Here is an 18,208-nt window from a genome sequence, read left to right on the forward strand (position 1 = left end):
AATTCATGAAAGTTTTCTACGATAAAGACTGCGACCTGTCGATCATCCAGGGCAAGAAAGTTGCCATCATCGGTTACGGCTCCCAGGGCCACGCTCAGGCGTGCAACCTGAAAGACTCCGGTGTCGACGTTACCGTCGGTCTGCGTAAAGGTTCGGCCACCGTTGCCAAAGCCGAAGCTCACGGCCTGAAAGTGACCGACGTTGCTTCCGCTGTTGCCGCTGCCGACCTGGTCATGATCCTGACCCCGGACGAGTTCCAGTCCTCGCTGTACAAGAACGAAATCGAGCCGAACATCAAGAAAGGCGCCACTCTGGCCTTCTCCCACGGCTTCGCGATTCACTACAACCAGGTTGTTCCGCGCGCCGACCTCGACGTGATCATGATCGCGCCGAAGGCCCCGGGCCACACCGTGCGTTCCGAGTTCGTCAAAGGCGGCGGTATCCCTGACCTGATCGCGATCTACCAGGACGCTTCGGGCAACGCCAAAAACGTAGCGCTGTCCTACGCTGCTGGCGTCGGTGGCGGTCGTACCGGCATCATCGAAACCACCTTCAAGGACGAGACCGAAACCGACCTGTTCGGCGAACAAGCCGTTCTGTGTGGCGGTACCGTTGAACTGGTGAAAGCCGGTTTCGAAACTCTGGTTGAAGCTGGCTACGCGCCGGAAATGGCCTACTTCGAGTGCCTGCACGAACTGAAGCTGATCGTTGACCTCATGTACGAAGGCGGTATCGCCAACATGAACTACTCGATCTCCAACAACGCCGAGTACGGCGAGTACGTGACTGGCCCGGAAGTTATCAACGCCGAATCCCGTCAGGCCATGCGCAACGCCCTGAAACGTATTCAGGACGGCGAATACGCCAAAATGTTCATCAGCGAAGGCGCAACCGGCTACCCTTCGATGACCGCCAAGCGTCGTAACAACGCCGCTCACGGTATCGAAATCATCGGCGAGCAACTGCGCTCCATGATGCCGTGGATCGGTGCCAACAAGATCGTCGACAAAGCCAAGAACTGAGTCGTCGTTCCTTGTACGAAAAACGCGGCCTCGGCCGCGTTTTTTCGTTTGGGCCGGTGCTTCTGGTATAAAGCTGCATCGTTTGTGGCCGAACTGTCGTCCTCAAGCTTCTGTCGAATTTTTTCCAAACCGTTGCAAGGTAATGTCCATGAGCGAACGTCCCGAAGAGCCGAACAAGGCTTCCGACGCCGAAAGCCTGCTGCCCATCGATGAACACATCGAAGAAGGGCACGACGCTGAAGGTCGTAAAGTCCGGCATCGTGGTATCTATCTGCTGCCGAACCTGTTCACCACTGCCAACCTGTTCGCAGGCTTCTATTCCATCATCAACTCGATGAGCGCCCAGGCCGCGTTGAGCGCCGGCGACTCGGTGAATGCGAGCAAGTATTTCGCCTTCGCTGCGATCGCGATTTTCGTCGCGATGGTGCTCGACGGCCTCGATGGTCGCGTGGCGCGCATGACCAATACGCAAAGTGCCTTCGGCGCCGAGTACGACTCGCTGTCGGACATGGTCGCCTTCGGCGTCGCGCCGGCATTGCTGGCCTTCGGCTGGGCGCTGGGCGACATGGGCAAGGTCGGCTGGATGGTCGCCTTCATATATGTAGCGGGTGCGGCGTTGCGTCTGGCGCGTTTCAACACCCAGGTCGGCACGGCGGACAAGCGCTACTTCATCGGTCTGGCCAGCCCGGCGGCGGCAGGTGTGGTGGCCGGTATTGTCTGGGCGTTCAGCGATTACGGCATCCAGGGTTCGAAGATGTCGTTCCTGGTGGCCTTGATGGTGGCGGCGGCCGGCATGCTGATGGTCAGCAACATCAAGTACAACAGCTTCAAGGAGCTGGATCTCAAAGGTCGCGTGCCGTTCGTGGCGATCCTGGCGGTGGTGCTGGTATTCGCTGTCGTGTTCAGTGATCCGCCGCGCATTCTGCTGCTGGTGTTCCTCGCCTATGCGGCGTCCGGTCCGGTGCAATATCTGTTGCGTCTTCGTCGTCACAAAAACGCCGAGTGATGTAATTTCCCGCATACTCCGCAGTCTATGGGTGCACCTGTCCTCCAAAGCTGCGGAGTTGTCATGTTGATCAAGATCCCCAAAGCATCCGACTGCCATGAGTCGGATGTCACGCCTGAAGCCATTTATCTCTCCCGTCGCCAATTGCTCGGCGCCACTGCTGCCGGTATTGCCGTGAGCAGCCTGCCGCGCTGGGGCAGTGCCGCTGATGCCCCTCGCTACTCTGATGTCGAATCCGGCAAGGCTCCGGCCTGGTTTGCCGAAAAGCTACCTTCTACTCAATGGGGGGCGGTCAACGTCAAGGACGAGGCGATCACGCCTTATAAAGACGCGACGAACTACAACAACTTCTATGAGTTCGGTACCGGCAAGGGCGATCCGGCTTCGAATGCTGGCGACCTGAAAACCGAACCCTGGAGCGTGGTGATTGACGGGGAGGTGGGTAAGCCGGGGCGTTATGCGCTGGAAGACTTCATGAAACCGTATCAGTTGGAGGAGCGTATCTATCGTCTGCGCTGCGTCGAGGCGTGGTCGATGGTCATTCCCTGGATCGGCTTTCCCATCTCGGCCTTGCTCAAACAGGTCGAGCCGACTTCCAAGGCCAAGTACATCCGCTTCGAAACCCTGCAGGATCCCAAGAGCATGCCCGGCCAGCGTTCCGGTTTTGCCTTGATCGACTGGCCGTATGTCGAAGGCCTGCGTCTCGATGAGGCGATGAATCCTTTGGCGATCCTGGCGGTGGGCATGTATGGCCGCGAACTGCCGAACCAGAACGGCGCGCCTCTGCGTCTGGTGGTGCCATGGAAGTACGGCTTTAAAAGCGTGAAGTCCATTGTGCGCATCAGTCTGGTCAGTGAGCAGCCGAAGACCACTTGGCAAAGCATTGCTGCCGATGAATATGGCTTCTACGCGAATGTGAATCCTACCGTCGACCATCCACGCTGGACCCAGGCCCGCGAGCGGCGCCTGCCGAACAGTCTGTTCAAACCGAATGTGCGCGATACCCAGATGTTCAACGGCTACTCGGATGAAGTCGCTTCTTTATATACAGGGCTCGATCTGCGGAAGAACTACTGATGCGTTATCCGTTCTGGCGAGTGGGCGTTTTCATTGCGACAGCGATCTGGCCATTGCTGTGGTTCTATCAAGCGTTCGCCGATCTGCTCGGGCCTGATCCGGGCAAGGTGCTGGTTGATCGTCTCGGGCTTGGCACGCTGGTGTTGCTGTTGATCACCTTGAGCATGACTCCCCTGCAAAAGCTGAGCGGCTGGGCGGGGTGGATTGCAGTGCGCCGGCAGTTAGGGCTTTGGTGTTTTGCTTATGTGACGCTGCATCTGTTCAGCTATATGGCGTTTATCCTCGGGTTCGATTGGTCACAGTTGGGCGTTGAGCTACGCAAGCGTCCTTACATTATTGTTGGTGCGCTGGGCTTTCTCGGATTGCTGATACTGGCGGTGACGTCCAATCGTTATAGTCAGCGTCGTTTGGGAGCTCGCTGGAAGAAGCTGCACCGTTTGGTTTACCTGATTTTGGGGCTGGGTTTGCTGCATATGCTGTGGATCGTCCGGGCTGATCTGGAGGAGTGGACGATTTATGCCTTTATAGGTGGCGTGCTTTTGCTGCTTCGTCTGCCGCCGGTGATGAAGCGAATCCCGCGTTTACTGGGTAAAAAGCAGAATCTGCAAGAAAAGCGAAATTAACGGTTGACGGCAGATTTCAGAGGTCTATAATTCGCCCCACTTCCGGCGCAGTCGAAACGGAAAACTCCTTGAGATTCAAAGAGTTACGCAGTTTTCGACGGCGGCTTGCTTCAGATCATCGAAGCCTGGAAGGAGTTGAAAGAGCAGTGATGTGTGGCTCTTTTAACGGTTCGATCTTCTCGGTCGAAAGCGGAGAAAAAGAGGTGTTGACAGCAGCGATTAACGCTGTAGAATTCGCCTCCCGCTAACGAGAGATCGGAAGCGCAAGTGGTTGAAGTTGTTGAAGAATTCTTCGAAAGCTTCTGAAAATAATCACTTGACAGCAAATGAGGCTGCTGTAGAATGCGCGCCTCGGTTGAGACGAAAGATCTTAACCAACCGCTCTTTAACAACTGAATCAAGCAATTCGTGTGGGTGCTTGTGCAGTCAGACTGATAGTCAACAAGATTATCAGCATCACAAGTTACTCCGCGAGAAATCAAAGATGTAACCAACGATTGCTGAGCCAAGTTTAGGGTTTCTTAAAAACCCAAAGATGTTTGAACTGAAGAGTTTGATCATGGCTCAGATTGAACGCTGGCGGCAGGCCTAACACATGCAAGTCGAGCGGATGAAAGGAGCTTGCTCCTGGATTCAGCGGCGGACGGGTGAGTAATGCCTAGGAATCTGCCTGGTAGTGGGGGACAACGTTTCGAAAGGAACGCTAATACCGCATACGTCCTACGGGAGAAAGCAGGGGACCTTCGGGCCTTGCGCTATCAGATGAGCCTAGGTCGGATTAGCTAGTTGGTGAGGTAATGGCTCACCAAGGCGACGATCCGTAACTGGTCTGAGAGGATGATCAGTCACACTGGAACTGAGACACGGTCCAGACTCCTACGGGAGGCAGCAGTGGGGAATATTGGACAATGGGCGAAAGCCTGATCCAGCCATGCCGCGTGTGTGAAGAAGGTCTTCGGATTGTAAAGCACTTTAAGTTGGGAGGAAGGGCAGTAAATTAATACTTTGCTGTTTTGACGTTACCGACAGAATAAGCACCGGCTAACTCTGTGCCAGCAGCCGCGGTAATACAGAGGGTGCAAGCGTTAATCGGAATTACTGGGCGTAAAGCGCGCGTAGGTGGTTTGTTAAGTTGGATGTGAAATCCCCGGGCTCAACCTGGGAACTGCATCCAAAACTGGCAAGCTAGAGTATGGTAGAGGGTGGTGGAATTTCCTGTGTAGCGGTGAAATGCGTAGATATAGGAAGGAACACCAGTGGCGAAGGCGACCACCTGGACTGATACTGACACTGAGGTGCGAAAGCGTGGGGAGCAAACAGGATTAGATACCCTGGTAGTCCACGCCGTAAACGATGTCAACTAGCCGTTGGGAGCCTTGAGCTCTTAGTGGCGCAGCTAACGCATTAAGTTGACCGCCTGGGGAGTACGGCCGCAAGGTTAAAACTCAAATGAATTGACGGGGGCCCGCACAAGCGGTGGAGCATGTGGTTTAATTCGAAGCAACGCGAAGAACCTTACCAGGCCTTGACATCCAATGAACTTTCCAGAGATGGATTGGTGCCTTCGGGAACATTGAGACAGGTGCTGCATGGCTGTCGTCAGCTCGTGTCGTGAGATGTTGGGTTAAGTCCCGTAACGAGCGCAACCCTTGTCCTTAGTTACCAGCACGTAATGGTGGGCACTCTAAGGAGACTGCCGGTGACAAACCGGAGGAAGGTGGGGATGACGTCAAGTCATCATGGCCCTTACGGCCTGGGCTACACACGTGCTACAATGGTCGGTACAAAGGGTTGCCAAGCCGCGAGGTGGAGCTAATCCCATAAAACCGATCGTAGTCCGGATCGCAGTCTGCAACTCGACTGCGTGAAGTCGGAATCGCTAGTAATCGCGAATCAGAATGTCGCGGTGAATACGTTCCCGGGCCTTGTACACACCGCCCGTCACACCATGGGAGTGGGTTGCACCAGAAGTAGCTAGTCTAACCTTCGGGAGGACGGTTACCACGGTGTGATTCATGACTGGGGTGAAGTCGTAACAAGGTAGCCGTAGGGGAACCTGCGGCTGGATCACCTCCTTAATCGACGACATCAGCTGCTGCATGAGCTCCCACACGAATTGCTTGATTCATTGAAGAAGACGATAGAAGCAGCCCGAAATTGGGTCTGTAGCTCAGTTGGTTAGAGCGCACCCCTGATAAGGGTGAGGTCGGCAGTTCGAATCTGCCCAGACCCACCAATTTTGTGTGGGAAACGCCTGTAGAAATACGGGGCCATAGCTCAGCTGGGAGAGCGCCTGCCTTGCACGCAGGAGGTCAGCGGTTCGATCCCGCTTGGCTCCACCACTACTGCTTCTGAAGTTTGAAAGCTTAGAAATGAGCATTCCACCGAGACGGTGATGAATGTTGATTTCTAGTCTTTGACTAGATCGTTCTTTAAAAATTTGGGTATGTGATAGAAAGATAGACTGAACGTTACTTTCACTGGTAACGGATCAGGCTAAGGTAAAATTTGTGAGTTCTCTTAGTTGAGAAATTCGAATTTTCGGCGAATGTCGTCTTCACAGTATAACCAGATTGCTTGGGGTTATATGGTCAAGTGAAGAAGCGCATACGGTGGATGCCTTGGCAGTCAGAGGCGATGAAAGACGTGGTAGCCTGCGAAAAGCTTCGGGGAGTCGGCAAACAGACTTTGATCCGGAGATGTCTGAATGGGGGAACCCAGCCATCATAAGATGGTTATCTTGTACTGAATACATAGGTGCAAGAGGCGAACCAGGGGAACTGAAACATCTAAGTACCCTGAGGAAAAGAAATCAACCGAGATTCCCTTAGTAGTGGCGAGCGAACGGGGACTAGCCCTTAAGTGGCTTTGAGATTAGCGGAACGCTCTGGAAAGTGCGGCCATAGTGGGTGATAGCCCTGTACGCGAAAATCTCTTAGTCATGAAATCGAGTAGGACGGAGCACGAGAAACTTTGTCTGAATATGGGGGGACCATCCTCCAAGGCTAAATACTACTGACTGACCGATAGTGAACTAGTACCGTGAGGGAAAGGCGAAAAGAACCCCGGAGAGGGGAGTGAAATAGATCCTGAAACCGTATGCGTACAAGCAGTGGGAGCAGACTTTGTTCTGTGACTGCGTACCTTTTGTATAATGGGTCAGCGACTTATTTTCAGTGGCGAGCTTAACCGAATAGGGGAGGCGTAGCGAAAGCGAGTCTTAATAGGGCGTCTAGTCGCTGGGAATAGACCCGAAACCGGGCGATCTATCCATGGGCAGGTTGAAGGTTAGGTAACACTGACTGGAGGACCGAACCGACTACCGTTGAAAAGTTAGCGGATGACCTGTGGATCGGAGTGAAAGGCTAATCAAGCTCGGAGATAGCTGGTTCTCCTCGAAAGCTATTTAGGTAGCGCCTCATGTATCACTGTAGGGGGTAGAGCACTGTTTCGGCTAGGGGGTCATCCCGACTTACCAAACCGATGCAAACTCCGAATACCTACAAGTGCCGAGCATGGGAGACACACGGCGGGTGCTAACGTCCGTCGTGAAAAGGGAAACAACCCAGACCGTCAGCTAAGGTCCCAAAGTTATGGTTAAGTGGGAAACGATGTGGGAAGGCTTAGACAGCTAGGAGGTTGGCTTAGAAGCAGCCACCCTTTAAAGAAAGCGTAATAGCTCACTAGTCGAGTCGGCCTGCGCGGAAGATGTAACGGGGCTCAAACCATACACCGAAGCTACGGGTATCACCTTCGGGTGATGCGGTAGAGGAGCGTTCTGTAAGCCTGTGAAGGTGAGTTGAGAAGCTTGCTGGAGGTATCAGAAGTGCGAATGCTGACATGAGTAACGACAATGGGTGTGAAAAACACCCACGCCGAAAGACCAAGGTTTCCTGCGCAACGTTAATCGACGCAGGGTTAGTCGGTCCCTAAGGCGAGGCTGAAAAGCGTAGTCGATGGAAAACAGGTTAATATTCCTGTACTTCTGGTTATTGCGATGGAGGGACGGAGAAGGCTAGGCCAGCTTGGCGTTGGTTGTCCAAGTTTAAGGTGGTAGGCTGAGATCTTAGGTAAATCCGGGATCTTAAGGCCGAGAGCTGATGACGAGTTACCCTTTGGGTGACGAAGTGGTTGATGCCATGCTTCCAAGAAAAGCTTCTAAGCTTCAGGTAACCAGGAACCGTACCCCAAACCGACACAGGTGGTTGGGTAGAGAATACCAAGGCGCTTGAGAGAACTCGGGTGAAGGAACTAGGCAAAATGGCACCGTAACTTCGGGAGAAGGTGCGCCGGTGAGGGTGAAGGACTTGCTCCGTAAGCTCATGCCGGTCGAAGATACCAGGCCGCTGCGACTGTTTATTAAAAACACAGCACTCTGCAAACACGAAAGTGGACGTATAGGGTGTGACGCCTGCCCGGTGCCGGAAGGTTAATTGATGGGGTTAGCTAACGCGAAGCTCTTGATCGAAGCCCCGGTAAACGGCGGCCGTAACTATAACGGTCCTAAGGTAGCGAAATTCCTTGTCGGGTAAGTTCCGACCTGCACGAATGGCGTAACGATGGCGGCGCTGTCTCCACCCGAGACTCAGTGAAATTGAAATCGCTGTGAAGATGCAGTGTATCCGCGGCTAGACGGAAAGACCCCGTGAACCTTTACTATAGCTTTGCACTGGACTTTGAATTTGCTTGTGTAGGATAGGTGGGAGGCTTTGAAGCGTGGACGCCAGTTCGCGTGGAGCCATCCTTGAAATACCACCCTGGCAACTTTGAGGTTCTAACTCAGGTCCGTTATCCGGATCGAGGACAGTGTATGGTGGGTAGTTTGACTGGGGCGGTCTCCTCCTAAAGAGTAACGGAGGAGTACGAAGGTGCGCTCAGACCGGTCGGAAATCGGTCGTAGAGTATAAAGGCAAAAGCGCGCTTGACTGCGAGACAGACACGTCGAGCAGGTACGAAAGTAGGTCTTAGTGATCCGGTGGTTCTGTATGGAAGGGCCATCGCTCAACGGATAAAAGGTACTCCGGGGATAACAGGCTGATACCGCCCAAGAGTTCATATCGACGGCGGTGTTTGGCACCTCGATGTCGGCTCATCACATCCTGGGGCTGAAGCCGGTCCCAAGGGTATGGCTGTTCGCCATTTAAAGTGGTACGCGAGCTGGGTTTAGAACGTCGTGAGACAGTTCGGTCCCTATCTGCCGTGGACGTTTGAGATTTGAGAGGGGCTGCTCCTAGTACGAGAGGACCGGAGTGGACGAACCTCTGGTGTTCCGGTTGTCACGCCAGTGGCATTGCCGGGTAGCTATGTTCGGGAAAGATAACCGCTGAAAGCATCTAAGCGGGAAACTTGCCTCAAGATGAGATCTCACTGGAACCTTGAGTTCCCTGAAGGGCCGTCGAAGACTACGACGTTGATAGGTTGGGTGTGTAAGCGCTGTGAGGCGTTGAGCTAACCAATACTAATTGCCCGTGAGGCTTGACCATATAACACCCAAGCAATTTGCGCTTAAAAAGCCAGATTGCGGTGTGTGAAGACGAAACGAACCGAAAGTTCGAAACGCACAAACACCGAAAGCTGTCACATACCCAATTTGCTGAAGCGAGGCCATCTGGTCGCGAGTCAGTACCCGAATTTCTTGACGACCATAGAGCGTTGGAACCACCTGATCCCATCCCGAACTCAGCAGTGAAACGATGCATCGCCGATGGTAGTGTGGGGTTTCCCCATGTGAGAGTAGGTCATCGTCAAGATTAAATTCCGAAACCCCAATTGCGAAAGCAGTTGGGGTTTTGTTTTGCCTGCGAGAAAGTTTTCAGCGTTACGGCGAACAAAATTGCACAGTTATTTTCGAATCAGAACACTAGAATAGCCCCATCTTTATCGGAGTCAGAGCCTGTATGTCAGAATCGGTTGACGCCCCCGGGCTGTCAGATTTACCGCTGGAAGACTTGATAGCCTGCCACGAGTGCGACCTGCTGATGCGCAAGCCGACACTTGCCCATGGTGAAAAGGCCCTATGCCCGCGTTGTGGTTATGAGTTGTACGCCCACCGCCATAATGTGGTGCAGCGTAGCCTCGCGCTGGTAATCGCCGCGTTATTACTTTACGTACCGGCAAACTTTTTACCCATCATGCAACTCAATATCCTCGGGCAATCCTCGCAGGATACGGTCTGGAGCGGCGTGGTCGGTCTATTCAGCACCGACATGCAAGGTGTGTCGATCGTCGTCTTCCTTTGCAGCATGGCGATACCGTTGCTCAAGTTGCTGTGCCAGCTGTTTGTGTTACTGACGATTCGTTTCGATGTCGGCCGAAGCTACGGTTTGCTGCTCTATCGTATTTACCACCACCTCAGAGACTGGGGCATGCTCGAGGTCTACCTCATGGGCGTCCTTGTCGCGATCGTGAAGCTGGCGGATATGGCAGCAATTACCGTCGGCCTCGGGCTGGCATGTTTTATTGGCTTGTTGTTGGTGCAAGTCTGGCTGGAGGTGGTGATGTCACCGCATCAGATCTGGCAGGCATTATCAGGAGAGGATGCCCATGCGGGCGATTGATGCGGGCATTCTGGTGTGCACCGAATGCCATGAACTGAACAAGCAGGAAGCTGACGTCGATGAGCAGAGCTGTACCCGCTGCGGCGCGCAGGTTCACGCTCGCCGCCCCAACAGCCTGACCCGCACCTGGGCGCTGTTGATCACTGCAGCCATTATCTATATTCCGGCCAACGTCTTGCCGATCATGACGGTCAGCTCCCTGGGCCAAGGTGAACCGAGCACCATCATGTCGGGGGTGATCGAACTGGTGCAGCACGGCATGATTCCAATCGCGAGCGTGGTGTTCATCGCCAGCATTCTGGTGCCCACGTTTAAATTGGTCGGCATCGCGCTGCTGCTGTTTTCCGTGCAGCGCCGGCAGCCATTGTCGGCCCGTCAGCGCATCTGGATGTACCGTTTCATCGAGTTCATTGGCCGCTGGTCGATGCTCGATATTTTCGTGATCGCCATTCTCGTGGCGGTCGTCAACTTCGGCCGGATAGCCAGTGTCGAAGCCAATCTGGGCGCCGTCGCCTTCGCCTCTGTGGTGATTCTGACGATGCTCGCCGCAGTAACTTTCGATCCCCGACTGATTTGGGATAACACGGAGTCGGACGACGACCATGACTGATTTGCCTGTAGCGAAAACCCGACCGGCTTCGAACTGGTCGGCCATTTGGGTGCTGCCTCTGATCGCTTTGATCATCGGCGGCTGGCTCGGCTGGCGTGCTTATTCCGAGACCGGTATCGAAATTCAGGTGCGCTTCGAAAGCGGCGAAGGCATCCAGGCCAACAAGACTGAAGTGGTCTACAAAGGCATGCCGGTCGGCAAGGTCAAGACGCTCAAGCTCGACGATGAGGGCAACTCGAAAGGGGTGATCGCGACCATCGAAATGAACAAGGACGTGGAACAGTACCTGAAGACCAGCACGCGGTTCTGGCTGGTCAAACCGAGCGTGACCCTGGCCGGTATCACCGGTCTGGAAACGCTGGTCTCGGGTAACTATGTTGCGATCAGTCCCGGTGAAGGCGAGCCCGTGCGCAAGTTCAAGGCACTCGCCGAAGAGCCGCCGCTGTCCGACGCCAAGCCCGGTTTGCACCTGACCATCAAGGCCGATCGCCTCGGCTCGCTGAATCGCGGCAGCCCGGTGTTCTACAAGCAGATCAAGGTCGGTCAGGTCAAAAGCTATGTGCTTTCCGAGGATCAGAGCACCGTTGAACTGAAGGTGTTCATCGAGCCGACCTACGCCAAACTGGTGCGCAAACACACACGTTTCTGGAACGCCAGCGGCATCAGCATCGACGCTAACCTGTCCGGCGTGAAAGTGCGCAGTGAATCCCTGGCCAGCATCGTCGCTGGGGGCATCGCTTTCGCCACGCCGGAGAATCGCAAGGACAGTCCGGCGACCGATCCGAGCCTGCCGTTCCGTCTCTATGAAGACTTCGACGCTGCCGCTGCCGGGATTCGCGTGAAGGTCAAACTCAGCGATTTCGAGGGCCTGCAGGCCGGTCGCACGCCCGTGATGTACAAAGGCATTCAGGTCGGCAACCTGAAAGCGCTCAAAGTCGATCCGGACCTGAACAGTGCAACAGCCGAGCTGACCCTTGATCCGTTGGCCGAAGACTATCTGGTTGAGGGCACGCAGTTCTGGGTGGTCAAACCGTCGATATCCCTTGCCGGTATTACCGGCCTGGAAGCGCTGGTGAAAGGTAACTACATCGCCGTGCGTCCGGGCGACAAAGGCGCTGCGCCGAAACGCGAATTCGAGGCGCGACCGAAAGCTCCGCCGCTGGATCTGCGTTCGCCGGGCCTGCATCTGGTGTTGTTTACCGATTCGCTGGGTTCGATCGATGTCGGCAGTCCGATTCTGTACAAGCAGGTCAAGGTCGGTTCGGTGCAGAGCTACCAGTTCTCCCGAACCAAGAAGCAGCTGGTCATCGGCGTGCACATCGAGAAGGAATACGAAAACCTGGTCAACGCCTCGACGCGCTTCTGGAACGTCAGCGGCATCACCCTCACCGGTGGCTTGACCGGGGGCATTCAGGTCAAGAGTGAATCCCTGCAAACCCTGATGGCCGGCGGTATCGCGTTCGAAACGCCACAAGCCAATGCGCCGTTGAAGAAACGCATCCCGCGCTTCCGTCTGTTTGCCGACCACGATGAGGCGAACAAGAAAGGCGCAGTAGTGACCATCAAAGTCGATCGCGCCGACGGTTTGAGCAGCGGTACGCCGGTACGTTTCAAGGGGCTGGATGTCGGCAAGATTGAAAGCGTCGATCTGACCGATGACATGCAGTCGGTAATCCTCACCGCACGCATCACCGAAGTACCGGAAAAGATCGCCCGAGTCGGCAGTCAGTTCTGGGTGGTCAAGCCGGAACTGGGCCTGATCAAGACGCAGAATCTGGAAACGCTGGTCACCGGTAAATACATCGAAGTCCAGCCAGCGGCGAAGAATCTCGGGCCGCAGAAGAACTTTGTTGTCTTGGCCGAGGCGCCGGAAGTCACCAGGCAGGAAGCGGGTCTGAGTCTCGTGTTGAGCGCCGCACGTCGTGGTTCGCTTAAGCCTGGCGTACCAGTGACCTACCGCGAAATCACGGTCGGCAAGGTCACCGGTTATGAGTTGGGCCAAACGGCTGACCGTGTGTTGGTGCACATCCTGATCGAGCCGAAGTATGCGCCGCTGGTGCGCAGCGGCAGCCGCTTCTGGAACACCAGCGGCGTGGGATTCGATTATGGGTTGTTCAAAGGCGTGACGGTGCGCACCGAGTCGCTGGAGACACTGATTCAGGGCGGGATTGCCTTCGCCACACCGGATGGCGAGCGCATGGGCAACCCGGCGCGGGCGGAGCAGACGTTCCCGTTGTTCGACAAATTCGAGGATGAATGGCTGACCTGGGCGCCGAAGATTCAGCTGGGTAAGTAGTGGCGCCTGTCGAATAGTCTTCGCGAGCAGGCTCGCTCCCACAGGGGAACGCATTCCAATTGTGGGAGCGAGCCTGCTCGCGAAGGGGCCAGCCACATCAACACAAAATCCAGACCATAAAAAAAGGCCGCGATCCCAGCAGATCGCGGCCCTTTTTGCCTTCAGCTAAAGCCGATCAAACCGCATCCAGCTCCGGCTCATCGGCCTGCACATTCAGCGTGGCCTTGACCACATCATGGCGGCGAATGTACTTCCAGTCCGCCTCATCGATGTAGATCCCCGCCGGGCCGCTGCCGCCTTCCAGGTCGATCGCGACACTGGCGCAGACCTGCGGCTTCACACTCGCCAGAATCGGCACGAAGCCCAGTTGCAGACTGGTTTCCAGCAGCGCCGCCTGGTTCTTCTCGTCGATGTCCGCCGCCTCGTCGAGGTAGTACGGCAAACGCACGCGGCCGGCCAGATCGCGATCCATCAAGTGCAGCAACAAGTACATGTTGGTCAGTGCCTTGATGGTCATGGTCGTGCCGTTGGACGCTGCGCCATCGATATCGGTGTGGATCACCGGTTGGCCGTTGACCTTGGTAATCTCGAAGGCCAGTTCGAACAAGTCCTTGAGGCCGAGCTGGTTGTGGTTCGCCGCCACCAGCCGCGCGAGGTATTCCTTGGCCTCTTCGTTCTTGTTGTCCTGCTCGGCGCTCTGGCTGAGGTCGAACACCGACAGGGTTTCGCCTTCTTCGTACTGGCCAGCGCTGTGGATGATCTGGTCGATGTGCTTGAGGGCTTCCTTGTTCGGCGCGAGGACGATGCGGAAGCTCTGCAGGTTGGAGACCTGACGCTTGTTGATCTCGCGGTTGAACAGCGCCAGTTGGTGCTCGAGGCTGTCGTAGTCGCTGCGGATGTTGCGCAGGGTGCGGGCGATATCGGTGACCGCCGCGCGCCGCGCCTTGCCCAAGGTCAGCGCTTCATCGGTGCGGTGTGCGTAAGCGTTGATCAGCAGCGACAGACGCCGCTCCATGTCGTCTTCGCTGTCGAACTTGGCCACGCCTTTCAGACGCACCTGCGCATACAGCGCCTCGATCTGCCCATCGGCACGCAACAGACCCTGCCAGCTGTCCTGATAGTCGTTGAGCAGCGGCAGCAGGTTGTCCATCGAATCATCGACCGGATCCATGAACGGCGTACCGAACGGCAGGTCCGCTGGCAGCAACTGACGACGGCGCAGCGCGTCGTCGAGGGTGCGCTGCTTGGCTTCCATGTCGGCGATCTGCCGGCCGACCAGTTGCAGCTTGGCCGACAGTTGCTGGACGCTCTCGGTGAAGGCATCGCTGGAGCGCTTGAGTTCGTCCTGCGCAGCTTCCATCTGCGCCAGTTGTTCGAGTTTGTCGCTTTCTTCGGCGCTCAGGGTCTGGGTGCGACGGAAATCTTCCAGCGCCTTCTGCGCGTCCAGCACCTGCTGATAGAGCGCCTCGGTCTGGGTCTTGCTCGCGGCGCGGTCGGCGGCCACGGCTTGCTGGGTTTTCAGCTGCTTGAGTTCTTTTTCCAGACGCTCTTTCTGGTCGCGCAACGCGGCGCGGTCGGCCAGCGCTTGCAGGGCCGGCGGCTCGATGTGCGAGATGTCGATCGACAGGCCCGGCACTTCGAAGCGCTCGCCCTTGAAGCCATCAAGAATCAGCTCCACGGATTTGACCCACTCACCGTTCTCGTCGAGGGTGATGCCGTGCTCGCCCAGCGGCAGGCTGAACAGCGCGCTGTTGAACAGGCGCATCAGACGTTCGACGTCCTGTTGCGAGAACTCTTCGCGCAGGCGGGCATAGCTGTTGTTGTCGGCGTGATCAAGTTGCTGCTTCACCGACTTCAGGCGTTTTTCCAGATCGCGCAGACGCTCTTCCAGATCTTCGGCGCTGAACTGACGCGACTGCGCCAGGGCACCGGCCAGTTCGTCGTGAGCATCCTTGGCGGCGAGCAATTGTTGTTCGAGCACTTTGACGTCATCGACCAGCGCGAAGCGGTTCTTCAACACAGACAGCTCGCCGAGCCAGCGCTGGATGCCGGAAATTTCCCGCTCCAGACGCATCAGTTCCTGAGTGCCGCCGCGCTGATCGGTTTGCAGATCGTCCTGCTCGCGACGGTAGTGCTCGGCCTGGATGGTCAGCTCTTCCTTGCGTGCGGTGGCGTAGTCCGACCAGGTGCCGAGCAGGGAATCGAGCAGCGGCGACAGGCGATGCAGTTTGCCGCGCAGTACGTCGCGCTGCTTCACGCCGTTAGCCAGCGCTTCAACCAACGGGCCGGCGGCGACCAGCGAGTTGTAGTCCTGCTCCATGCGCCGCACATCGCGGAAAGCCTCTTCGCACGCGGCGATGTAATCGACACTGCCGGAACGCAGGCTGTGCTCGAAGGCATCGAGGAACAGTTGCTTGAGCTTGGCCGCGGTGATTTCACGCATGTGCAGCAAGTTGATGAACAACGCGCGGAAGGTCTTCAGGCTTTGCTCGCTGGTGGAGCGCAGCGGGATCAGGGTCAGGTCGAGCGGGATCGAAGTGTGGCCGCCAACCAGCAGGCGGCGCAGTTCATCCGGCTTGAGTTCGTAGGCTTTCAGGCCTTCTTTTTCGAGATTGCTGAACAGTTCTTTCTGACGCAGGCAGGTGTCGTTTTTCTGGTAGTGGGCCAGGTCGAGCTTGCCGGCATAGGCGAAGAACTGGTGACCGAAACCGCCGCCCGGGCCGCGCCCGACCACGCCGATCACGTGGGGGCCGTGGGGCAGGTTGACTTCGACGAGGATGTAACTGGTGTCGGAAGCGAAGTAGAAACGCCGCGATTGTTCGAGGCTGTACTTGCCGAAACTCATGTCGGACATGCGCGCCAGAATCGGAAACTGCAAGGCGTTGATCGACGCCGATTTACCGAGGTTGTTCGCGCCGTAGACCGACAGCGGTTCTTCCAGCGGGAACAGGCCGAGGCTGTAACCGGCGGTGTTCAAAAGGGCAAAGCGGCGGATGCCATAGCGTTCCTGGCTCATGCATCGGACTCCTGTTCTTCGGCAATGGCGCGGGCCAGTGCGTCTTCTTCGCTTTCTTCTTCAAATTCGGAAAGATCGAGCGGATCGTCGGTTTCGAGGAATTTCGCTTCGGCTTCTTCGTCGATCAGCACCGGCGCCGGCAGCGGCAGAACGCTGTGGACGCTGGCTGCCAGGTCGCGGTCCTGTTGTACCGACAGGCACACGTCGAGGAAACGGTGCATCGGCGGCAGGAAGCGGTAGACACCGTTTTCTTCGCCGGCAAAACCAAGCTGGGTCATGCGGCGCATGATTTTTTCTTCGAGTTCTTCGACGGTCTGCACTTCGGCCTGAATGAACAGGTCGCGGTACTTGTCCAGCAGCGACGGCAATTCTTCGCGGCCGAGGCTGCCGCCGTCGAGCACGGCGATCGGGTCGCGGCCCTGATCGGCCAGGTGCTCGACGAGGATGAAGGTGAACAGCGCCAGACGCTGGGCGGTCTTGTTCACCGCTGCGGCGGCCATGTCCGGCACGAAGTAATAGAAACCACGGGTGTCGCAGACCAGTTCAAAGCCCAGCGCCTTGAACAGCGTGCGGTACTGGTCCTGGAAATTCGACAGTTGTGCGTACAGCTCGGGATCACGACGGCTGACGTGGTAACCCTTGAACAACTCGCGGAAGATCGGCGCCAGTTGCGACAGTTCGGAAAGATCAAGATGCATTTGGGATGCTCGCAGAATCCTCGGCGGCGGTGTCGCTGGCCGAGAGCAGGGCGAAGGAGCGCAGGCTGACCTGATGCTCGTGAGTGTGGTATTCGCGGCGTTCCAGACGCTCGCGCTTGAAGCGTTTTTCCCGCGACAGGCGCGAGAACCAGTAAAGCAATTCGTCGGTGGCGCCGTCCGGTTCCTGCTCCAGCAGCCAGGTCATCAGGTCCGGCATCGGCAGCGATTCTTCGCAACGATCGACCATCTCGCGCACGGTGCGCGGTGCACGTGGAGCGTCGCCAGCCTTCTGGGTTTTGTGCGCCTTGGGGAAGCGCGCCGGTTTCGGCTCGAAACGCGCCAGGGCATACACGTAGGCTTCGACCTGACTGGCGCTGCCGAGGAAGGTGCTTTGCGGGCGGGTGAACAGTGGCATCGCTGCCTGCGGCACGGCGTCGATGCCTTTACGCCGGATCGCCGCCAGCGCCAGTGCGGCGCCACGGGTCACGGCGTTATGCCGACGCGCTTCTTCACGCAACGGCAGCAGCAGTTCGCGGGCATGACGCAGGGTCAGTTGCGCGCTGGTCTGCATTTCGAGGATGCGCGCGTGGGTGCGCAGGAGCATGTCGTCATCGACCAGATGGCCGAGGCGCTGCTGTTCGCTGAGCATCTTCAGTAGCACTGTTTCGACCTTGCGCACGCCTTGTTCGAAGGCGCCATCGGCGTTGACCAGATCGATCATCGGCTCGACGTATTCGTCCCACGTCGCCAGGACTTCGGCGTAACGCTGACGCAGCGGAATCTGCCGGTCGCTGGTCTTCGCCCGTTCGGCCACTGCCACCAGTGCCTGTTCATCGTTGTCGAGTTTCTTCAGTACGTCGCGCACGCGCATGTCGAGCAAGCGCAGCTGGCGCGCCAGATCGTTGCCGTCACGAACATCGAAAGCGTCCTGGATGTAACCGGCCAGACGCTCCAGGTGACGCAAATAGGCTTCGATTTCCAGGCACAGACCGAGGCGGTGTTCGCGGCGCAGGTAGGCGAGGAAGTCGTGGATCTGCGCGTTGAGCTCGAAACGGTTCGGGCTTTTCGCCACCGGAACCAGAATATCGAGGCGAATCCACACGTCGAGCAGGCTGGTGATGTCCTGCGGCGTGCTGTCGAGTTGTTGGGCGGCCAGTTGCGTGCGCAGTTCGTTGAGGCTCAGGGTGCCTTGGTCGAAGTGCTCGCACAGTGGCTCCAGAAGTGCCCAGTGTTCAGCGAGGGCGCGCAAGACGCGCTTGGGTTCGATCATCGGAATGGCCGGCTGGTTGGCGATTAAAAGCGG

General features: G+C 56.8%; 10 protein-coding genes, 2 tRNA genes and 3 rRNA genes. 12 read left to right on the forward strand and 3 right to left on the reverse strand.

Features of this window, described 5'->3' with window-relative positions:
• Positions 1 to 5 precede the first annotated feature (5 nt).
• The 12 genes from ilvC to KVG85_RS24210 all read left to right on the forward strand — a co-directional run bounded on the left by ilvC (position 6) and on the right by KVG85_RS24210 (position 13,191).
• Positions 6 to 1,022 (forward strand): ketol-acid reductoisomerase, encoded by a 1,017-nt coding sequence (ilvC, locus tag KVG85_RS24155; protein WP_003228216.1) that lies wholly within the window; start codon positions 6 to 8, stop codon positions 1,020 to 1,022.
• A 148-nt stretch (positions 1,023 to 1,170) separates the two neighbouring features.
• A complete protein-coding gene (pssA, locus tag KVG85_RS24160; protein WP_016773182.1) occupies positions 1,171 to 2,028 on the forward strand; it encodes a CDP-diacylglycerol--serine O-phosphatidyltransferase in 858 nt (285 codons plus the stop codon).
• Between the two features lie 63 nt (positions 2,029 to 2,091).
• On the forward strand, positions 2,092 to 3,105 hold the full coding sequence (gene msrP, locus KVG85_RS24165; protein ID WP_217865224.1) for a protein-methionine-sulfoxide reductase catalytic subunit MsrP: 1,014 nt from the start codon (positions 2,092 to 2,094) through the stop codon (positions 3,103 to 3,105).
• Positions 3,105 to 3,728, forward strand: coding sequence for a protein-methionine-sulfoxide reductase heme-binding subunit MsrQ (gene msrQ, locus KVG85_RS24170; RefSeq protein WP_016773184.1), 624 nt, complete (start codon positions 3,105 to 3,107; stop codon positions 3,726 to 3,728). Before msrP ends, msrQ begins: the two co-directional genes overlap by 1 nt.
• Before the next feature lie 541 nt (positions 3,729 to 4,269).
• Positions 4,270 to 5,806 (forward strand): 16S ribosomal RNA (locus tag KVG85_RS24175).
• Positions 5,807 to 5,887: 81 nt separating this feature from the next.
• Positions 5,888 to 5,964, forward strand: a tRNA-Ile gene (locus KVG85_RS24180).
• Positions 5,965 to 5,994: 30 nt separating this feature from the next.
• Positions 5,995 to 6,070 (forward strand) — tRNA-Ala (locus KVG85_RS24185).
• A 247-nt stretch (positions 6,071 to 6,317) separates the two neighbouring features.
• A 23S ribosomal RNA gene (locus tag KVG85_RS24190) occupies positions 6,318 to 9,211 on the forward strand.
• Between the two features lie 151 nt (positions 9,212 to 9,362).
• A 5S ribosomal RNA gene (rrf, locus tag KVG85_RS24195) occupies positions 9,363 to 9,478 on the forward strand.
• The 16S, 23S and 5S rRNA genes sit together here with 2 tRNA genes alongside, the layout of an rRNA operon.
• Before the next feature lie 147 nt (positions 9,479 to 9,625).
• Positions 9,626 to 10,285, forward strand: a complete 660-nt coding sequence (locus KVG85_RS24200; protein ID WP_056790348.1) for a paraquat-inducible protein A — start codon at positions 9,626 to 9,628, stop codon at positions 10,283 to 10,285.
• Positions 10,272 to 10,895 (forward strand): paraquat-inducible protein A, encoded by a 624-nt coding sequence (locus tag KVG85_RS24205; RefSeq protein ID WP_071173597.1) that lies wholly within the window; start codon positions 10,272 to 10,274, stop codon positions 10,893 to 10,895. The genes KVG85_RS24200 and KVG85_RS24205 overlap by 14 nt, the downstream gene beginning before the upstream one ends.
• On the forward strand, positions 10,888 to 13,191 hold the full coding sequence (locus tag KVG85_RS24210; protein WP_217865225.1) for a PqiB family protein: 2,304 nt from the start codon (positions 10,888 to 10,890) through the stop codon (positions 13,189 to 13,191). Before KVG85_RS24205 ends, KVG85_RS24210 begins: the two co-directional genes overlap by 8 nt.
• 175 nt (positions 13,192 to 13,366) lie before the next feature.
• Here KVG85_RS24210 and mksF read toward each other — a convergent pair whose 3' ends face one another.
• From mksF to mksB, 3 genes are read right to left on the reverse strand one after another with little or no spacing between them, the layout of a single operon-like run.
• Positions 13,367 to 16,207, reverse strand: a complete 2,841-nt coding sequence (gene mksF, locus KVG85_RS24215) for an Mks condensin complex protein MksF (RefSeq protein WP_217865226.1) — start codon at positions 16,205 to 16,207, stop codon at positions 13,367 to 13,369.
• Positions 16,204 to 16,905, reverse strand: a complete 702-nt coding sequence (gene mksE, locus KVG85_RS24220; RefSeq protein WP_016773189.1) for an Mks condensin complex protein MksE — start codon at positions 16,903 to 16,905, stop codon at positions 16,204 to 16,206. The genes mksF and mksE overlap by 4 nt, the downstream gene beginning before the upstream one ends.
• On the reverse strand, positions 16,895 to 18,175 hold the full coding sequence (mksB, locus tag KVG85_RS24225) for an Mks condensin complex protein MksB (protein ID WP_160768349.1): 1,281 nt from the start codon (positions 18,173 to 18,175) through the stop codon (positions 16,895 to 16,897). Before mksB ends, mksE begins: the two co-directional genes overlap by 11 nt.
• Positions 18,176 to 18,208 lie beyond the last annotated feature (33 nt).

This window comes from Pseudomonas triticicola (assembly GCF_019145375.1).
Taxonomy (GTDB): domain Bacteria; phylum Pseudomonadota; class Gammaproteobacteria; order Pseudomonadales; family Pseudomonadaceae; genus Aquipseudomonas; species Aquipseudomonas triticicola.